The 17,676-nt window shown below is 38.5% G+C and carries 16 protein-coding genes; 10 read left to right on the top strand and 6 right to left on the bottom strand.

All coding sequences use genetic code 11. The annotated features are described in order from the left end of the window. Window positions 1-158: 158 nt before the first annotated feature. From B5D82_RS13550 to B5D82_RS13575, 6 genes are all read right to left on the bottom strand, one after another. Window positions 159-959, bottom strand: coding sequence for a bestrophin-like domain (locus B5D82_RS13550; protein WP_157673900.1), 801 nt, complete (start codon window positions 957-959; stop codon window positions 159-161). Between the two features lie 210 nt (window positions 960-1,169). Beyond that, entirely contained in the window at window positions 1,170-1,934 is a 765-nt protein-coding gene (locus B5D82_RS13555) for a substrate-binding periplasmic protein (protein WP_157673901.1), read from the bottom strand. Window positions 1,935-2,295: 361 nt separating this feature from the next. Next, on the bottom strand, window positions 2,296-2,823 hold the full coding sequence (gene fldA / locus B5D82_RS13560) for a flavodoxin FldA (RefSeq protein ID WP_081152264.1): 528 nt from the start codon (window positions 2,821-2,823) through the stop codon (window positions 2,296-2,298). 22 nt (window positions 2,824-2,845) lie between these two features. Continuing rightward, complete coding sequence (gene ybfE / locus B5D82_RS13565) at window positions 2,846-3,133, bottom strand: LexA regulated protein (protein ID WP_081152267.1); 288 nt, start codon at window positions 3,131-3,133, stop codon at window positions 2,846-2,848. A gap of 13 nt (window positions 3,134-3,146) precedes the next feature. Then, window positions 3,147-3,368: a DUF2788 domain-containing protein gene (locus tag B5D82_RS13570; RefSeq protein WP_081152270.1), complete on the bottom strand. Its 222-nt coding sequence runs from the start codon at window positions 3,366-3,368 to the stop codon at window positions 3,147-3,149. Window positions 3,369-3,553: 185 nt separating this feature from the next. Then, window positions 3,554-4,321 (bottom strand): alpha/beta fold hydrolase, encoded by a 768-nt coding sequence (locus tag B5D82_RS13575; RefSeq protein WP_081152272.1) that lies wholly within the window; start codon window positions 4,319-4,321, stop codon window positions 3,554-3,556. Window positions 4,322-4,586: 265 nt separating this feature from the next. Between B5D82_RS13575 and seqA the strand changes: the two genes are divergently transcribed. The 10 genes from seqA (at window position 4,587) to B5D82_RS13630 (ending at window position 17,631) form a co-directional block, all read left to right on the top strand. After that, entirely contained in the window at window positions 4,587-5,144 is a 558-nt protein-coding gene (gene seqA, locus B5D82_RS13585; RefSeq protein WP_081152278.1) for a replication initiation negative regulator SeqA, read from the top strand. Window positions 5,145-5,227: 83 nt separating this feature from the next. After that, window positions 5,228-6,874: a phosphoglucomutase (alpha-D-glucose-1,6-bisphosphate-dependent) gene (gene pgm, locus B5D82_RS13590; protein WP_081152279.1), complete on the top strand. Its 1,647-nt coding sequence runs from the start codon at window positions 5,228-5,230 to the stop codon at window positions 6,872-6,874. A 129-nt stretch (window positions 6,875-7,003) separates the two neighbouring features. After that, entirely contained in the window at window positions 7,004-7,507 is a 504-nt protein-coding gene (locus B5D82_RS13595) for a regulatory protein RecX (protein ID WP_081152281.1), read from the top strand. A 482-nt stretch (window positions 7,508-7,989) separates the two neighbouring features. Continuing rightward, entirely contained in the window at window positions 7,990-9,666 is a 1,677-nt protein-coding gene (locus tag B5D82_RS13600; RefSeq protein WP_081152282.1) for a M10 family metallopeptidase C-terminal domain-containing protein, read from the top strand. A 327-nt stretch (window positions 9,667-9,993) separates the two neighbouring features. After that, entirely contained in the window at window positions 9,994-11,103 is a 1,110-nt protein-coding gene (gene astE, locus B5D82_RS13605; protein WP_281255928.1) for a succinylglutamate desuccinylase, read from the top strand. A 386-nt stretch (window positions 11,104-11,489) separates the two neighbouring features. Next, on the top strand, window positions 11,490-12,674 hold the full coding sequence (locus tag B5D82_RS13610) for a thiamine pyrophosphate-dependent dehydrogenase E1 component subunit alpha (protein ID WP_081152284.1): 1,185 nt from the start codon (window positions 11,490-11,492) through the stop codon (window positions 12,672-12,674). Then, the gene (locus tag B5D82_RS13615; RefSeq protein ID WP_081152285.1) at window positions 12,674-13,651 is read left to right on the top strand and encodes an alpha-ketoacid dehydrogenase subunit beta; all 978 of its coding nucleotides are present in this window, start codon (window positions 12,674-12,676) and stop codon (window positions 13,649-13,651) included. Before B5D82_RS13610 ends, B5D82_RS13615 begins: the two co-directional genes overlap by 1 nt. An 11-nt stretch (window positions 13,652-13,662) precedes the next feature. After that, window positions 13,663-15,243 (top strand): dihydrolipoyllysine-residue acetyltransferase, encoded by a 1,581-nt coding sequence (locus B5D82_RS13620; protein WP_081152287.1) that lies wholly within the window; start codon window positions 13,663-13,665, stop codon window positions 15,241-15,243. 169 nt (window positions 15,244-15,412) lie between these two features. Next, on the top strand, window positions 15,413-17,251 hold the full coding sequence (locus B5D82_RS13625; RefSeq protein ID WP_081152288.1) for a protein kinase domain-containing protein: 1,839 nt from the start codon (window positions 15,413-15,415) through the stop codon (window positions 17,249-17,251). Beyond that, window positions 17,248-17,631 (top strand): VOC family protein, encoded by a 384-nt coding sequence (locus B5D82_RS13630; RefSeq protein WP_081152290.1) that lies wholly within the window; start codon window positions 17,248-17,250, stop codon window positions 17,629-17,631. Before B5D82_RS13625 ends, B5D82_RS13630 begins: the two co-directional genes overlap by 4 nt. Window positions 17,632-17,676 lie beyond the last annotated feature (45 nt).

The raw sequence follows: 17,676 nt of genomic DNA on the forward strand, positions 1-17,676 counted from the left end.
CAGAAAAACCACAGCGATGAATGATTTAAAAAGTTTAATAGCACTAGCTCTATTATAACTTTAACGGTAAGCACTCAGTTTAGGTGCCTACCGTTTATGTTTTACTGAAATTTTATTGATACTTTACAAATATAATATGGTAATTAATGTTGCGCTATCTACCCAGCTTTATAATCTTCAAGTGTCACTATAGCGTCATGTAAACTATCTTGGTTTACTTGTATGATGCCTCGTTTGGGGCGATCTAAATCAATGATAATAAAGACTACCAAGACGATTAATGTGAATAATAAAATCGTTGGGAAAGCAGGGCGCTTTTTCCCTAAACCACTGTTGTAACCTAACATACCGCCAACGGTAACAAATACACCAAACAACAAAAATAATACCGGCTCTGGTACATGTAGTCTGAGCATAGCTGTACGCTTATTTTCAATTTGAATCATTGACGATAAAGACTGATAAAAGCCATTTGCGATTAACAATGATTTTGGATTAATCAATTCTTTTTGTGCTAATTCAATCAGGTTGGCTTGTGATTTACTCACTTTTTTATTGATGGCACTTCGCTGCTCAGGATTTGACAAGTCAACTTGGCTGAGTGAAATACGAAGCGCTAAATAAGCTTCTAATTCATTAAAAACAGCTTCCCGTATTTCCACTGGCAGTAACTTTGCCTGCATTGCAACTCTGTTAATAGCACCTGCTTCTTCGATAACGGCACTGCTTCTTGCATCGTAACGGTGAAGTGACATGTTAAAAGTGAAACCTAGTAATAAGGCCAATAATCCAATAATGCCTGTTTGAATAGCCGTTGATTGGCTTTTCATTTCGGCGTTTTCTACATCGACATTTCGACGCCCTAAGCTGTAGGCTATTTGATTAATTATTAACATCAAAATAAAAAGCGTGATAATAATTATAAGGCTATTTTTGTCGTACATTAATTCTTGGCTCACTAATTGAGTCTCTGTGCTTGGTTAAATAATTAAGCAAAGAGTGGGTTAAGGCGATTGAATGGTCAAGGGGTATTTTAAACAATATTGATAAGAGGTACAGCACTGATAAAGTATTAAAGTTAAACCCGTTAAATTATTAATCAATTCGTTAAATAGCGTGACGGGCTTATGTATTGGCTTTATCAAAGATCATCCGTCGTCGTATTTGGGTTAATATTCAGCTAGGGGTAAATCATATTGTGCTTTAATGGTTAATCGCTGCTCAGCAATATCATCAAACGCTTGCTGGTAGGTTTGTATTACTTCATCAGGCGTATTGATATTAAAGGCTAAATAATTACCTGTCTTGTTAACCTGCCATACCTGTTCGTAAGCATTAGCATCTAAGCTATTTTCTTTAATTAAATGATCAAAAGCATGAATAGATGCCACAATCATGTCTACACGATCAGATTCCATCAATGAAAAGGCTTGTTTTAATTGAGAAATTTTAGCGATATTAGCAGCTGGAAAACCAATTTTATGAAGTGAATTTTCTGACACATCACCTTTAACAGTGGCAACTGTATGTTTAAATACTTGCTCTGCATTAGAAAAGTTAAAGTTTTTTGATTTTTTGGCTATCAGAATTTGTGTCGCGTGAAAAATAGGCCCAACCCATTTAAATAAATTTTCACGAGGTTGGGTTTTAGACATTGTAAATAATGCCGTATTATTTTTATCTAAGGTAAATTTATAGCCGCGAGACCATGGAACTAGCTGGATTTCTTGTTCAGGCATATGTAAATGTTTCCACATAGCTTTTAAAGTATCTACAGAAATACCCTTCAGTTTATCATCGACCAGATAATTAGCCGGTGGGTAAATTTCGGTATAAAAGATGATATTTCCAGTTGGAGATGGTTGGTGATATGCATTCACTTGCGGGAGTAGTAGAAGAAATAACAAAATTGATTTTAAAATAAATATTTTCATTGGAATATCAATCCCCAAATATCGATAAACCATATTAACAATATTTTTGGTATTATTTAAGCTAACCTTGACTTTATATTAGGTATATTTTTTAGTTTACTCATTAAAGTAAATTTATTTTATGCCTTATTTGTCCCAATTTAAGTCAGAATATGTACAGTTCTACTGGTTAAAATTGTCTATTTCGGCGGTAGTTATTATCGCTGCAAGGATTTAACTAATACCAAGTTGATTAATTAACTTGGTATTAGTTGATAATGCTAGAGCATATTGTCGAACTGTGGCTAGGGCAGTCATTAGGCACAAAAAAGCCAGCTAACTGCTGGCTTCTTCAAATAAATTTTCGTTTAATATCGAAAAATTAGTCTTCTAATTCAGCGAGGCAAAGTTCGTCGTAAATTTGCTTAACCCAAGTATCAACGCGAGCTTCGGTTAATTCAGGTTGACGATCTTCGTCAATACATAAGCCGATAAACGTATTTTCGTCAGTTAGGGCTTTAGACGCTTCAAATTCGTAACCTTCAGTCGGCCAATTACCAACAACAATAGCACCTTTTGATTCCACGATATCACGCAATGGTTCCATCGCATCACAGAAGTATTCAGCGTAATCTTCTTGATCGCCTAAACCAAAAATAGCCACTAACTTATCGGTGAAATCAATTTCTTCTAACTCTGGTAAGAAGTCATCCCAGTCACATTGGTTTTCACCATAATACCAAGTAGGAATACCTAAGATTAATAAATCGAACTCGGCGATTTCTTCTTTGGTACTTTTGGCGATATCTTTAACATCGACAAGCTTTTTACCCAACTTTTTTTGGATCATTTTGCCTATGGCTTCGGTATTTCCTGTATCACTTCCGAAAAATAAACCTACAATTGACATGAATCTAACCTTTTATATCTAACTAAACTTTAATATCGTTGGTATCAAGCGACTGAACTAATAGTATTTCTATCAACTCACTTCGGCTCACACCTTTATCTTTTGCTAAAGCGTCTAAACGTTCAAATACGTCTTGATGTAATTTAAACTCTACTCGCTTTAGGCCATTGTTCTTATCACGCTTAACTTGATTACGTTTATTTATTTTAACTTGAACGCTGCGTGAATGAGGATTCGTTTTTGGTCGCCCCGGACGCTTATCATCGCTAAATAAGTCAATGGTTGTTAAATCTGCTACTTCTTTTGCCATCTTAATTACTTACTTATCCAACACCTTGGCTTTCGAAGACAAACTGAATTACGCCTTTGGCAATAAATCCGGCACATCCTAAAAATAATACAAAATAAACAACCAGCTTTCCCATTTTAGGGACATCGTTTTTTTTCATTACGTCATGGATTGTTAAGCCAATGAAAATAAAGATAAAAGCATAAAATAAATTTAGCCCTATGGCTTCAATTAATTCAAAGTGTTCTGCTAACATAATCAACCCTAAAATTTGCAGGCGGCACTATAGCATATCACTGCTTTTAAACACATTAATTTTGTCCTTTATACTCGGTTTTATCACGGCAACTTTGTTAATCTAGTCTCGGCTAGGCTCAACGATAGTTGGTTTTGTAGTGATAAAGCGGCAACATTTTATACTTTTAATATGCACTATCACTTTTAACTTGTTAAAAAGCTTTCAACGCTGCGATTAAAAGCGCTTGTTTTTTCGGCATGCAACCAATGGCCTGCACCTTGAATAATGCGTGCTCGACTTTGTGGAAATAAACGCAATATTTCATTGCGATGCGCTGGCAATATATAGTCAGAATTCTCACCTTTAATAAAAAGTGTTGGGCCTTGGTAGCTATTCTTACCTTGATAAGTTTTCATAATATTTGGATAGTTATTTGCAATGTTTTCAATATTACATACAAAAGCAAGTTGACCGTTGTTATTACTTAAATTTCGTAATAAAAATTGTCGAACACCCGTGTTATCAACGTATTCGGATAGTTTTTCATCAGCTTCTTTACGTTTTGTTATTATTGAAAAGTCGAGTGACTTTAACCCGGCAATTATTTGGTTGTGATGAGGTGGGTATTCAACAGGAGCAATATCCGCGACAATCAATTTTTCAACTAGCTCTGGTTGAGTCAGTGCTAATTCCATGGCTATTTTTCCGCCCATTGAATGACCGAGTACAACGGCATTATTTATGGCTAAGTGTTGCATAACATCGGCAATGTCTTGCGCCATAGTTGGATAATCCATAACGCTATCGTGAAAAGAATCACCATGATTACGCACATCTACACTGGTCACTCGATAATTTTCAGCTAAAACTTTCGCCACCATACCAAGATTTTCTAAGCGGCCAAATAAGCCATGAATAAGTATGATGTCTTTACCGCTGCCAGATTGTTGATAGTTTAAAAACTTGGTCATTGCTGTCCTGATAAGTGTGTTCTCGTTGGGATAATTGTCCTTGTTTTAGTAATTCGATGCAACGAAAACCCAAGTAGTTGTCGCTAAAAATAGCACTGTATATGTAACTTTATGCCTAGATTGTTGTGATTTAGCTTTAGCGATAATATTTTTCGGGTTAGGTTTTTTAAAAATATTTTCATCATTTGGTAATCCTCTATAGAGACTTCTTATTAACGTAAGTATAATCTTGCCGCGATCTATAATAATTTCCCTAGGGTCATCAATGAAAAACATCGAAATAGATGAAGAGCTTTATCAACACATTGCGTCAAATACTCAGTATATTGGCGAAAGTGCATCGTCGATATTACGTCGTCTAATTAAGTTACCAACAGAACACAATGCTGAAGTTGCAGCAGAACCAGAACCAGACATTGTTGAAGCAATTGAAGAAGAAGTCGTTGAAGAGCAAGTGACTACAGCAACGGCGACACTTGATGTTAATGGCTCAGTTTTTAACTATATTAATAAAGAAGAGTTGGCTATGCAGCGCGGTGCGGTTGGTCGATTTTTATTAATTTTGGCAGCATTATATCGAGTACATAATCAGCAGTTCTCTACTGTTTGCACTATTAGAGGCCGCGACCGTTTATACTTTGCTGCCAGTGAAGCTGAACTAGCGGCAAGTGGCAGCAGCACGAAACCGCGCCAGATCCCCGACAGTCCATTTTGGGTGATTACCAACTCAAATACTACACGTAAGAAAATGATGTTAACAGAGGTTGGACGAGCGTTAGGTTATAACGAGCAAGATATAGAAGATATTCGCGACTTACTTTAGTTACATTGGTTACATTGGCTATAGTAGTGGTGTGGCAAATTATTGCATAACAGGTACGGCTTAAGTTTTTATAAGGAATTTAAATGACAATACATCAACATGCAGGCAAACCGGCAAGACCGATAGATAGAATTAATATTGGCCGTTTGGTCAGTGATTATTTTTTGCAAACACCTGATGTTGATATTGCTGAGCAAAAAGTTACTTTTGGTACCTCAGGACACCGTGGTAATGCAAGTAAATTAAGCTTTAATCAACAGCATATTGAAGCGATTTGTCAGGCCGTAGCAGAATATCGTCAAGCGCAAGGGTTTAAAGGGCCACTTTATTTAGGTAAAGATACCCACGCTTTATCTGAACCCGCCTTTGCTTCAGCTATATCGGTATTGATTGCTAATAATATCTCTGTTGTTATTCAAGACGATGAAGGCTTTACGCCAACACCGGTTATTTCTCGTTTAATTATTGTTCATAATAAAACCCAATCAAGCCAAGCTGATGGCTTGATCATAACACCTTCGCATAACCCACCAACCGATGGCGGAATTAAATATAATCCTCCTCATGGTGGCCCAGCTGAAGGTGAAATAACAAAAGTTATTGAGCATCGTGCTAACGAAATTATTGCCAATAAAATGGTTGATGTTAAACGTCTCGATTATACACAAGCGTTGCAGTCTTCATTATTGATTCGTGAAGATTTTATCAGTTTTTATGTTGAACAATTAAGTCAGGTTGTTGATATGGAAGCTATTGCAAAAGCGGGTGTTCATATAGGGGTTGACCCATTAGGTGGTTCAGGTATTCATTATTGGCCAGTAATAGCTAAAAAATATGGCTTGAATTTAGCAGTAGTTAATCCGGTAGTTGATGCTAGCTTTGCTTTTATGCCGTTAGATAAAGATGGCAAAATACGCATGGACTGTTCATCACCTTATGCCATGTCGGGCTTAATTGCCCTAAAGGATAAGTTTGATCTTGCCGTGGGCAACGATCCAGACTTTGATCGCCACGGTATAGTTACCAAAACCGGGGGTTTGATGAACCCAAATCATTATTTAGCCGTAGCTATTCACTATTTAATGACGCACAGAGATTGGCCTAAAACTTGTAAAATTGGCAAAACACTGGTTTCTAGTTCGTTAATTGACCGCGTCGCGAAACTTATTGACCGACCACTTTCAGAAGTGCCTGTTGGCTTTAAATGGTTTGTTGATGGCTTACACGATTCAAGCTATGCCTTTGGCGGTGAAGAAAGTGCCGGTGCCACATTCCTCTCAAAAGATGGCAGCTGTTGGACAACCGACAAAGACGGGTTTGTCATGACCTTGTTAGCTGCTGAAATGCTAGCGGTAACCGGTAAAGACCCTTATCAATTATATCAAGCATTAGCTGCACAATTAGGTGAACCATGTTATGGCCGTGTTGAAGCTGTTGCTAACTTACAGCAAAAGCAGGTACTAACTTCGATCACCACTGATGCTATTACTACTGATGTATTAGCCGGTGAAAAAATCACGCAAATACTGTCACACGCACCGGGTAATAATGCGGCAATTGGTGGAATTAAGGTTTGTACTGAAAACGGCTGGTTTGCTGCTCGCCCATCAGGCACAGAAGACATCTATAAAATATACGCAGAAAGCTTTATTGATGATACGCACTTACAGCTAATTATTAGTGACGCACAAAAACTTGTCAGTGCAGCGTTTGTTGCTGCTGGATTATAGTTAAGCCTAAAAAGTAGTTATGTAAAGGTGTTAGCTATAGTTCACTGATTTAACATGCAAGGGTGCCCAATGGCACCTTTTTGGTTTTAAACCTGCGTAAACGTAACTCTCGATAGGAACAAGCATTCGATGTATAAAAAAAAGCAAGATACTAAGCCTCAGGTTATATCTTATGAGCGCGTGAAGTCATATATGCTTTGGATGATTGAACGCTATGGAGATTACTCTGCCAGGACTTTGCTGCAAAAAGCGAACTTATTATTTAGGGACGATACACAATATAATGAGGCTGCGCTAGCGTATCTCATTGAACGAGATATTGTGAATGATCTTCGTTATGCAAAGCGATTAACGATGAGTTTTTCAGAAAAGAATATTGGCCCCAACAAAATAAAAGAAAAGCTCTATGCCAAAGGGTTTTCATCTCAAACAATAAATGAATGTGTCAGTAATTTAGCAACAACGGATGAAGATTATTTTGAAAAAGCATTAATATTAAAGAAAAGAAAATTTGGCGATGAGCCAATTGAAGATTTAAAGTTAAAACAAAAAGCCTTACGCCACATAATAAGTAAAGGGTTTTCATATTCAATCGCTAATCAAGTGATTGGCTATACAGATGATGAGTGTTAATCCGCTTCAGTTGCATAGTGACGTGTTTCTGAAGGTATCAGCTTTTTTGTAAGTATGAGTTAATTATTTTCATCGGAATTGCTGTGTTATAGCGTTAATAAAATAAATATAGAAACATCTACCTTATATCTCACACCTCATACCTCACACCTTATAACTATGGTTAACCGTCACTTTGGGACTCGCTGCCTTTCCTATTTTGTCATTGATAAACTTTAGCCAGTTTAAATGCCACATCTTGGTTTATTTCAATTATACCTTTTGTTATTACGTATTTTTATGTCATGAAGTTCGATACAAAGCGTTGTGCTTTGATTATTCACACTTTATTTATATGAAATTTCTGTAGCTAGAGTTACATATCTAAAGTAAGTCGTGTCCGTTTAATTGTTTAAATTAAATACTTACATTTTTATTACATTTAATTTACATTGTGTATTGGAGATATAATTCATTCTATTTATATTCACGGAGAAGAAAGCATGACTGTAGAAAAATTAATAAAAAAACGACTTGCCGTATGTATTGCTATGAGCAGCACTTTACTGTCAGTTTCAAGCTTTGCAGATGTAAAAGATATTCAAACAGGTCAACTGCAACCGAACTTAAGCGCTATTGTTCAGCCTGAAGAATTAAGTATTGATCGCTATGCCGGTTATACATTTAGAGAGAAAGAAATAGCAGATTTACCCAGAGTTATTGAACAAATTTGGACCGGTAATTTAAACGCTGCAAACGGCGGTGTGATAACGTACAACTTCCCTAATGGGAAAGGGCTTACTGGACTTTATAATAATAAAAAATATGGTTTTACAGCCGGCGATGGTTTGAGCGGATTTTCAGAAGCTCAAAAAAATGCAGCACGTAACAGTATTCAATTTTGGGATGATTTAATTGCCCCTAAATTTATCGAGCGCGGCACAAAAGGTGCTGACATTCAATTTTCAAATAGTCATGATCCTGGCCAGGCATATGCTTATTATCCTGAATATGGTTTTACCAATGCCAAAGGTTGGAAGTTTTTCGGAGATATATTTGTAGCAACTCCCGATGTTAACTGGACAAATGCTTGGTTGAATTTTGGTGGCTATGGTGTAACTACATTAGTGCATGAAATTGGCCATACTTTAGGTTTAAGCCATCCAGGCGCTTATAACGGTTCTGGTGCAACAAACTATGTAAGCCAAGCTGAATATGCTCAAGATAGTAACCAATATTCGCTTATGTCGTACTGGGGGGATGAAGAAACTTCTAATCAACCATTTGGTGGCGGTATTGTCGATTGGAGTACAGGTTTCTACAATTACCCTCATACCCCTATGGTTCACGATATATTAGCAATTCAAACGGCTTATGGTGCGGATTCAACTACCCGCAGCGATGACACAGTTTATGGTTGGAATTCAACCGCAGGTAATGTGGTTTACGACTTCTCTGAAAACCTTTTCCCAATTGTTACTATTTATGATGCGGGTGGTATAGACACCATAGATATGTCTGGCGCGAATGCTAGCGTATTTATTGATCTAAACGACGGTCAATATAGTTCTGGTGCTGCTTCAGTGCCAAGTGAAGATGAAATTAACAGACGACGTCAGTTAATGCGTGATGCTGGTAACACTGGTTTAGGTAATGTTGGTGTTGGCACAACTGACTTTTGGCAAAACCTTACAACTACCGCTCACGAAGAGTTTCTTACTGCTGAAACCGGTGTAAGTGGTTTAGGTGTAACTTCACATGATAATATTGCCATTGCTTACGGTACTATCATTGAAAACGCGATTGGTTCATCTAAACGTGATTACCTTAGAGGTAATGCGGCTGATAACGTTCTTACGGGTAACGGTGGTGACGACGTATTAGAAGGTATGGCAGGAGCTGATACTTATATTGGTGGTGAAGGTTTTGATACCTTTGTGTTTACTAATATTGAATCAGGCGACATGGTTACTGACTTTGAAACAGGCCAAGATCTAATCGATTTATCATCAACAGGTGTTAGCTTTAATTTTATTGAGAAGGCTAGTTTCTCTAATACTGCAGGCGAACTTCGTTATGCTGACGGTATGTTAATGGGTGACGTTGATGGCGACGGATCTGCTGATCTTGTTATTGATTTAAAAGGTGCAAGCTTATCAGCTAGTGATTTAGCTTTGTAAACTTAGGATCTTTAGAATGATACAGCCCCTAAACTTAGGGGCTTTTTTATGTTTTCATTTTAGACATAGGCTATATAGTTAAATTAAAGCTAGGATTTGTAAAATTAAGTTGGCTGGGTATCTTTACCATCGACTTAAAACTACAACTTGCTGTAATAGCTTAAATTGAATAGTCATGCATAGAGGAGATTAAATTGCCAATACGAGGACGCGAAGCGGCAAATCTAGTATAATGGCGCGCAATAATTAAAGGGTACTTGAAAGGTTTTATATCAGGGCTCAAATTAATTCGACTATGACATTCGACATAAAAACAGGTGAAACCGCGTGAACGATTTATCTAATTCAACAACTACTTTGGCAGCTATTTTACAAGACAGTGGCGACTTTTTAACAATGACTCGTGCCAACGAATGGTCTTTACCTGGTGGTGGCTTTAGTTTTGAGGTTATACATCAAGCCACTAAATCAGCCAGTAAAGTTACGGTATTAGAAACCGGTTTAATTACCTTTGAGCCCATCAACCGTGTTACCCAACATGATATTGTTTTATCAAGCGCAGTACATGGCAATGAAACTGCACCCATCGAAATTTGTAGTGATATTATCGGGCAATTAATTCGTGGTGAACTAATGCTAGCTGAGCGCGTGTTATTTATTTTTGGTAACCCAGCGTCAATGAATATTGCTGAGCGTTTTGTTGAAGAGAATATGAACCGTTTATTCTCTGGTGGGCATTCACAAGACCAAGGGCAGGGTACTGGTTTAATTAATAAAGAGCGTCACCGTGCTTTATTATTAGAAAATACGGTTCGTGACTTCTTTGAGGCCGGCAGTGAATTAAACACTGAAGCAGGCACTGAACGTCAACGCAGCCATTATGATCTTCATACCGCTATTCGTGGCTCTAAATGCGATAAGTTTGCTGTTTACCCATTTTTACATGGCGCACCACGTAAGAAAAGCCAACTGCAATTTTTAAATGCTTGCGGTGTTAGTACCATTTTATTGTCACATGCTCCAACCACGACTTTCAGCTACTTTTCATCAAATGAATTTGGCGCAGATGCTTTCACTGTTGAATTAGGTAAAGTTCGTCCTTTCGGTGAAAATGACATGAGCCAATTTGTGCAAGTTAGAGAAACGTTAACTAAACTGGTTTCAGGGCAAGCGCTTGGCTTAACACCGTATATTGACGAGGATTTTAATCTATATGAAATATCACAGGTGATTAATCGCCAACATGAAGCATTTTCACTAACCTTTACTGATGACGTTGAAAATTTTACAGATTTTCCAAAAGGGCATGTGCTAGCTATTGATGGTGATATTGAAGTGAAAACTCAACAAGATGGTGAAGCTATCATATTTCCAAACGCTAATGTCGCCATCGGTCAGCGTGCACTATTAACAGTGACTCCCACTACTCTCGCCTAAATGAGCGTCAGTGTGAAAGCGAATAAGGTTGTAAGGTTATGTCTGGAAACAATAACCTGTGCTTAAATGGCCGTCATTATATTTTTAGATAGTGTCAGTGTTAACCAGCCTAATTTAACCCATCAAGTTAACGGCTTGTAAATCGCGAGTATAACTGTAAAGAATTATGCTCGCTGTATTGTAAATATCAGCACTAACATTTCTTACTAAACTTGTTTTTCAGTTTACGTAAAGGTAAAGTGCTTGCGATTATTACAACCAACAATTCATAACAACGATATTAATATTCCCCTTGCGCTGAAAGCTTCTATACTTTCAATGAGTAAAGCAAAGGTGAAATAGGTAATGTCACCTTGCATCCAAGGTTAATAAAAAAAGAGAAGGCTATGAACACTGACATATATAGCGAAAGCCCGGTCGTACATCAACCCGCTTTTATTGATGGTCATTCAGTTGAAATTCCAATCCTTAAGATATTGAAACAAGATGGTAGCATTTATAAAGACGCTGCCATGCCAAAAATTGATCAAGAACTTGCGACTAAAACTTACAAAACGCTCGCTTTCCACCGCGTTCTAGATGAGCGTATGGTGGCTGCACAGCGCCAAGGTCGTATCAGTTTCTATATGGCTGCACTCGGTGAAGAAGCTGCTAGTGTTGGTGGTGCTGCTGGTCTGAAAGATCAAGATATGATCATGGCGCAGTACCGTGAGCAAGGGGCATTAATGTTTCGAGGCTTTAGTCTTGAAAATTTTATGAACCAGATGTTCAGCAATGAAAAAGATTTAGGTAAAGGTCGTCAAATGCCAATTCATTACGGTAGTAATGCATTGAACTATATGACGATTTCATCACCGTTAGGGACGCAAATTCCACAAGCTGCCGGTTATGCTTATGGTCAAAAACTGCAAGGCTTAGATGCGGTTACTATTTGTTACTTCGGTGAAGGCGCTGCCTCTGAAGGTGACTTTCATGCCGGTTTAAACATGGCCGCAGTGCATCAAGCACCGGTTATTTTCTTCTGTCGTAACAATGGCTATGCTATTTCAACACCATCAGATGAGCAATACGTAGGTAATGGCATTGCCTCTCGTGGTGTTGGTTACGGTATGAAAACATTACGCATTGATGGCAACGACATTTTAGCGGTAATTTCAGCGGTACAGTTAGCCCGTGAATATGCCATTAAAGAAGGCAAGCCCGTATTAATTGAAGCGATGTCTTACCGTTTAGGTGCGCATTCTACGTCGGATGATCCTTCAGGTTATAGAACACGTGAAGAAGAAGCCAAATGGCAAGAACATGATCCTATTCTTCGCATGAAAAACTGGATGCTCGCACAAGGTTGGTGGGATGAAGCACAAGAAACTGCTTTGTTTGAAAAACTACGTGACGAAGTGTTAGCAGCGGTTAAAGTGGCCGAAAAAGTAGCTAAACCGCCTGTTGAAGATTTAATTACCGATGTGTATGACAAAGTACCCCCTTTGTTACAAAGTCAATTTGATGAACTTAAACTACATATTAAAAAATATCCCCAAGCTTATCCGTTTACTGCAGGGAGAATTAAGTAATGGCGCAAATGAATTTATTACAAGCGATTAACGACGCGCTTGATACTGTGATGGCAGAAAATGATCGTGCGGTGTGTTTTGGTGAAGACGTTGGCCACTTTGGTGGCGTGTTCCGTGCAACCAGTGGTTTACAAGAGAAATACGGTAAAAGCCGTTGTTTCAATACCCCTTTGGTTGAGCAAGGTGTTATTGGTTTTGCTAACGGATTAGCCGCTCAGGGTAGTACAGCCATTGCTGAAATTCAGTTTGCTGATTATATTTTTCCAGCCTTTGATCAAATTGTAAATGAATCAGCAAAATTTCGTTACCGCAGTGGTAATGAATTTGACGTCGGTAAGTTGACGATTCGTACGCCATACGGCGGCGGTATTGCGGGTGGTTTATATCATAGCCAATCACCAGAAGCTTACTTTGCGCATACACCTGGTTTAAAAGTGGTTGTGCCACGTAATCCTTATCAAGCAAAAGGTTTGTTATTAGCGTCAATCCGTGATGATAACCCGGTAATATTTTTTGAGCCAAAACGCTTATACCGTGCTTCGGTTGGCGAAGTGCCGGAAGAAGATTACGAATTACCTTTAGGTAAAGCGGAAGTTGTGCAACAAGGTAGTGATATCACGTTACTCGCTTGGGGCGCACAAGTAGAAATCGTTGAAAAAGCGGCTGCATTAGCTGCTGCTGACGGTATTTCATGTGAAATTATCGACTTACGTACTATTTTACCTTGGGATATTGAAACCGTTGCAAACTCAGTAACAAAAACAGGTCGTTTTGTGGTTAGTCAAGAAGCGCCATTAACCGCTGGTTTTGCCAGTGAAATTGCCGCGACCATTCAACAAGAATGTTTCTTGCACTTAGAAGCGCCAATTGCCCGAGTTTGTGGAATGGATACACCTTATCCATTAGCACTTGAAAAAGAATACGCTGCAGATCATTTAAAGATCTACGAAGCAATTAAAAACAGTATGACTTACTAGGATTTATTAGCATGAGCATTGATTTTATACTGCCAGATATTGGCGAAGGTATCGTTGAATGTGAACTGGTTGAATGGCTAGTAGCAGAAGGCGATGTAATTGCAGAAGATCAGCCCGTTGCTGATGTAATGACCGATAAAGCCTTGGTTCAAATTCCCGCGATGTATTCTGGCGTAGTAGATAAACTTTATTACGCAAAAGGTGATATAGCGAAAGTTCATCAACCCTTATTTGCGATGACACCAGAAGGTAACGCCGACACTCAAAGCTCTGCTGAGCCGTTAGTTGCAGAATCTGCGGCTGAAATACCCGCAGTTCCAACAGCAGCTGCCAATGCAGGCACACAAGTAGAAGACTTTATTTTACCCGACATTGGTGAAGGTATTGTTGAGTGTGAATTGGTTGAATGGTTAGTGGCCGAAGGTGATTTGATTGAAGAAGATCAACCGATAGCTGATGTAATGACAGATAAAGCTTTAGTGCAAATCCCCGCAATGCATAAAGGTAAAGTGGTTAAACTTTATTACGCTAAAGGTGAAATTGCCAAAGTACACGCGCCATTATTTGCCATTGAAATTGCCGCAACTGGGCAAACACCTGTTGCTGCTGCGCCTGTTGTAACAGAAGCGCCAAAAGCCGCTACTGCTCAGGTTGAGACTAAAGCACCTGTTGTCGAAGCTCAAACGGTATCAACAAAAGTAGTCAATGAAAAAGCGGTAGCCAGCCCTGCTGTACGCCGTGTTGCTCGTGAATTAAATGTTAATATTCATCAGGTGCCGGGTAGTGGTAAAAAAGGCCGAGTATATAAAGACGATGTTTTAGCGTTTAATCAAGCACCAGCAGTGTCTGTTAATACAACCGTTGCAGCCGTTGGCAGTGTAGTTGGTGGAACACGTGTTGAGCCTATTCGCGGTATAAAAGCTGTTATGGCTAAAGCTATGGTTCGTTCCGTATCGACTATTCCTCACTTTACCTATTGTGAAGAAATCGATATGACTAATTTGATCAAATTACGTGGCGAGCTAAAAGAAGTTTATGCCAAGCAAGATATCAAATTAACCATGATGCCTTTCTTTATGAAAGCCATGTCGTTAGCGTTGAAACAATTTCCGTTAGTGAATACGCAAGTCAATGAAGATTGCACTGAGCTGACTTATTTTGATGATCATAATATTGGTATGGCTGTTGACTCAAAGGTAGGCTTGTTAGTACCGAATGTTAAACAAGTACAAACAAAATCTATCTTAGATTTAGCCGCTGATATTACGCGCTTAACCAACGACGCACGATCAGGCCGAGTGCCTGCAGCTGATTTGAAGGGCGGGACTATCACCATTTCAAATATCGGTGCTATAGGCGGTACGGTGGCAACACCTATTATCAATAAGCCTGAATCTGCCATTGTTGCACTGGGTAAGTTACAAAAATTACCACGTTTTAATGATAAAGGTGAAGTGGAAGCACGCTCGATTATGCAAGTCAGTTGGTCTGGCGATCACCGTACAATCGACGGCGGCACTATCGCTCGTTTTTGTAATTTGTGGAAGTCATTCCTTGAAGAGCCAAGCAATATGCTAGTGCATATGTCATAAGTTTAGGTTGATGATAAAAATGAAGAAAGGTCTGCAGTGCAGGCCTTTTTTATAACAAAATTATAATAAAGCTATGACAACTAAATTTATTTAGTTATTTTAGGAAGATGAATCATATAAATTAAAAGATAATTTCTTGAATTCAGATATTTGCAGATAAGGAAGCCTAGTGGCGGAAAAGAAACTCCAGCATTTTTACATTGCCGAAGATCAGTCTATTTATTTATTAAACCACGAAGATGCAACCAAGTTAAAGCAATGGGTTGAGCTTTGTCGTCAGCAATTAACGCTGTTGGGATATCAAAATATCGCTTTGATTGGTAAAGGTGCTTATGGCTTTGTTTTTGGCGGTGAAGACGAGCATGGTCAATCGCAAGTGTTTAAATTTTCCCGTATTAATTTACCGCAACATGTACAAGACCGCTTAGCAGAAGAAGCCGATACGCAGCGACAACTTTCCCATGAACGTATTCCTAAAATTATTGGTTATTACAAAATAAAGCGACAATCCATTGTCCATATGGAACGAGCTCCCGGTATAGACCTAGAAAAACTTTCTTTCCAAAAAGGGCCATTAGCGAGTGAATTAGTGGTTAAAATTGCCATACAACTGGCCGAAATTTTAAGTTACTTACGTGATACTCAACAACACGAAAAAGGTCGGCCATTTGTTCATGGTGACATCAAACCTTCAAATGTAGTGTTTGACCCTGTAACTGAGAAAGTTTACCTAGTTGATTGGGGCTCGGCAGTGCCTGCACAACTTGATGTTAATGGCCAGTCAACCGCTAATAATATTATGGATTTAATGAGTAGTGACTTGCAAAATAGTAACGCACGCTTAGGTGATGTTTATTTTATTGGCGATGAACAAATTAGTGGAGAAATGTCCTCACCTCGCTTTGACGAACAAGGGTTAGCGGCAACATTATATGCCTTGGCTTCTGGTCAGTCATGTCGTTACGGCAGCGCGGTGATCACGCCATTATCTTTGGGTTTACCTAAATTACTCGCGCAAATATTATCAGGCATGTTAAGCAAAGATAGACGGACGCGAAATAGAGCCGGAGACTACTTTTTTAAACATTTAGCCTTGTTAAAAAATACTGTTATGGCTGATCCACCTTTACCCGTTGAAGTTAAACCATTGGTACCGGTTTGGTGTAAAAGTTTTCATAAAGATATGGATACCGTAGTGTATGGTTCACGTAAATCTTTCTTAAGGGAGTCTTCTGATTTAGATGAATTAAGTGAAATAGATGATGTGCAGCTAGAAAAATATTATAAAAATTATCTTATGGGGATGGGCGATACCGAAAAGGCTTTTATTGCTGCGGTAAGCCGTTTAGCTAATTTTCCTGTTGTAGGCGGATTAGCCGTACGCTGGGAAAAAAATGGTGTGCATATCGATTCAAATCTATCGCTTTTTGACCCGAGTTTAAAAACGTCATTTCAAAGTGCGGTGAATAATATGGTCCGTCTTGCTCAGGGGATTTTTAGAGTAGGGGTATTTAAAAGTTGTTTATTCAATGCCCGTAATACCTTACATTTTGAACGTGAGAATGAAGAAGACCCATTTCAAGCTAAACCAAGCCAAGCTATTAATTATGATGTCAGTGATGTTGCCGTTATCGACGACATAACGCGATTACATTCTTATTTTGAAGATGGGGTTGATCCAGACGAATACCTCTATTTACCCGATGAAATTATGACAGTATTAACGCGTTTAAATCAAATTCATCATACCGGTTGCATTATTTTTGAGGTGCTACCGCGACATTTGAAAATTCACAGTTATTTAATGTTGTTAAACCATGATAAAGAAGTGGAATTTAAACAGTGCTTAACGGAAATTTTACAGCTACTCCCCACCATTACCGGTAATGGTATTTCTGGCTTTATGAAACTACCTTATAAAGATACGCGATTTTTTGAACATATAAATGGCTTACCCGATAAATTCTATCCAAGAAACCCAAAACAACAAAAGGAGAGTTACTCATGAGTGATAATAAAATAGGCACAATGGCGTGGCTTGATATATCTGTAGATAATGCGACTGAGGTAAAATCTTTCTATGAGGATGTCATCGGTTGGAAAAGCGAAAATATTGCTATGGGCGATTATGATGATTACGCCATGCTTGAGCCAGCCAACAACGAAGCTGTTGCTGGTGTTTGCCATGCAAAAGGGGTAAATAAAGATTTACCGCCGGCGTGGTTACCTTATTTTTTGGTGGCGGATATTGAAGCCTCATTAAATGCCGTGCGAGCTAATGGAGGTAAGTTAGTTACTGAAATTAAATTTATGGGTAGTGATAAATATGCGGTGATTAAAGATCCCGCAGGGGCAGCTTGTGCTATCTATCAAAAAATAGCGCAGTAATAACCTTTAGAAATGTTCTCTAGGTCATTAATTGGCTATCTTAAG

The organism is Cognaticolwellia beringensis (assembly GCF_002076895.1).
Lineage (GTDB): Bacteria > Pseudomonadota > Gammaproteobacteria > Enterobacterales > Alteromonadaceae > Cognaticolwellia > Cognaticolwellia beringensis.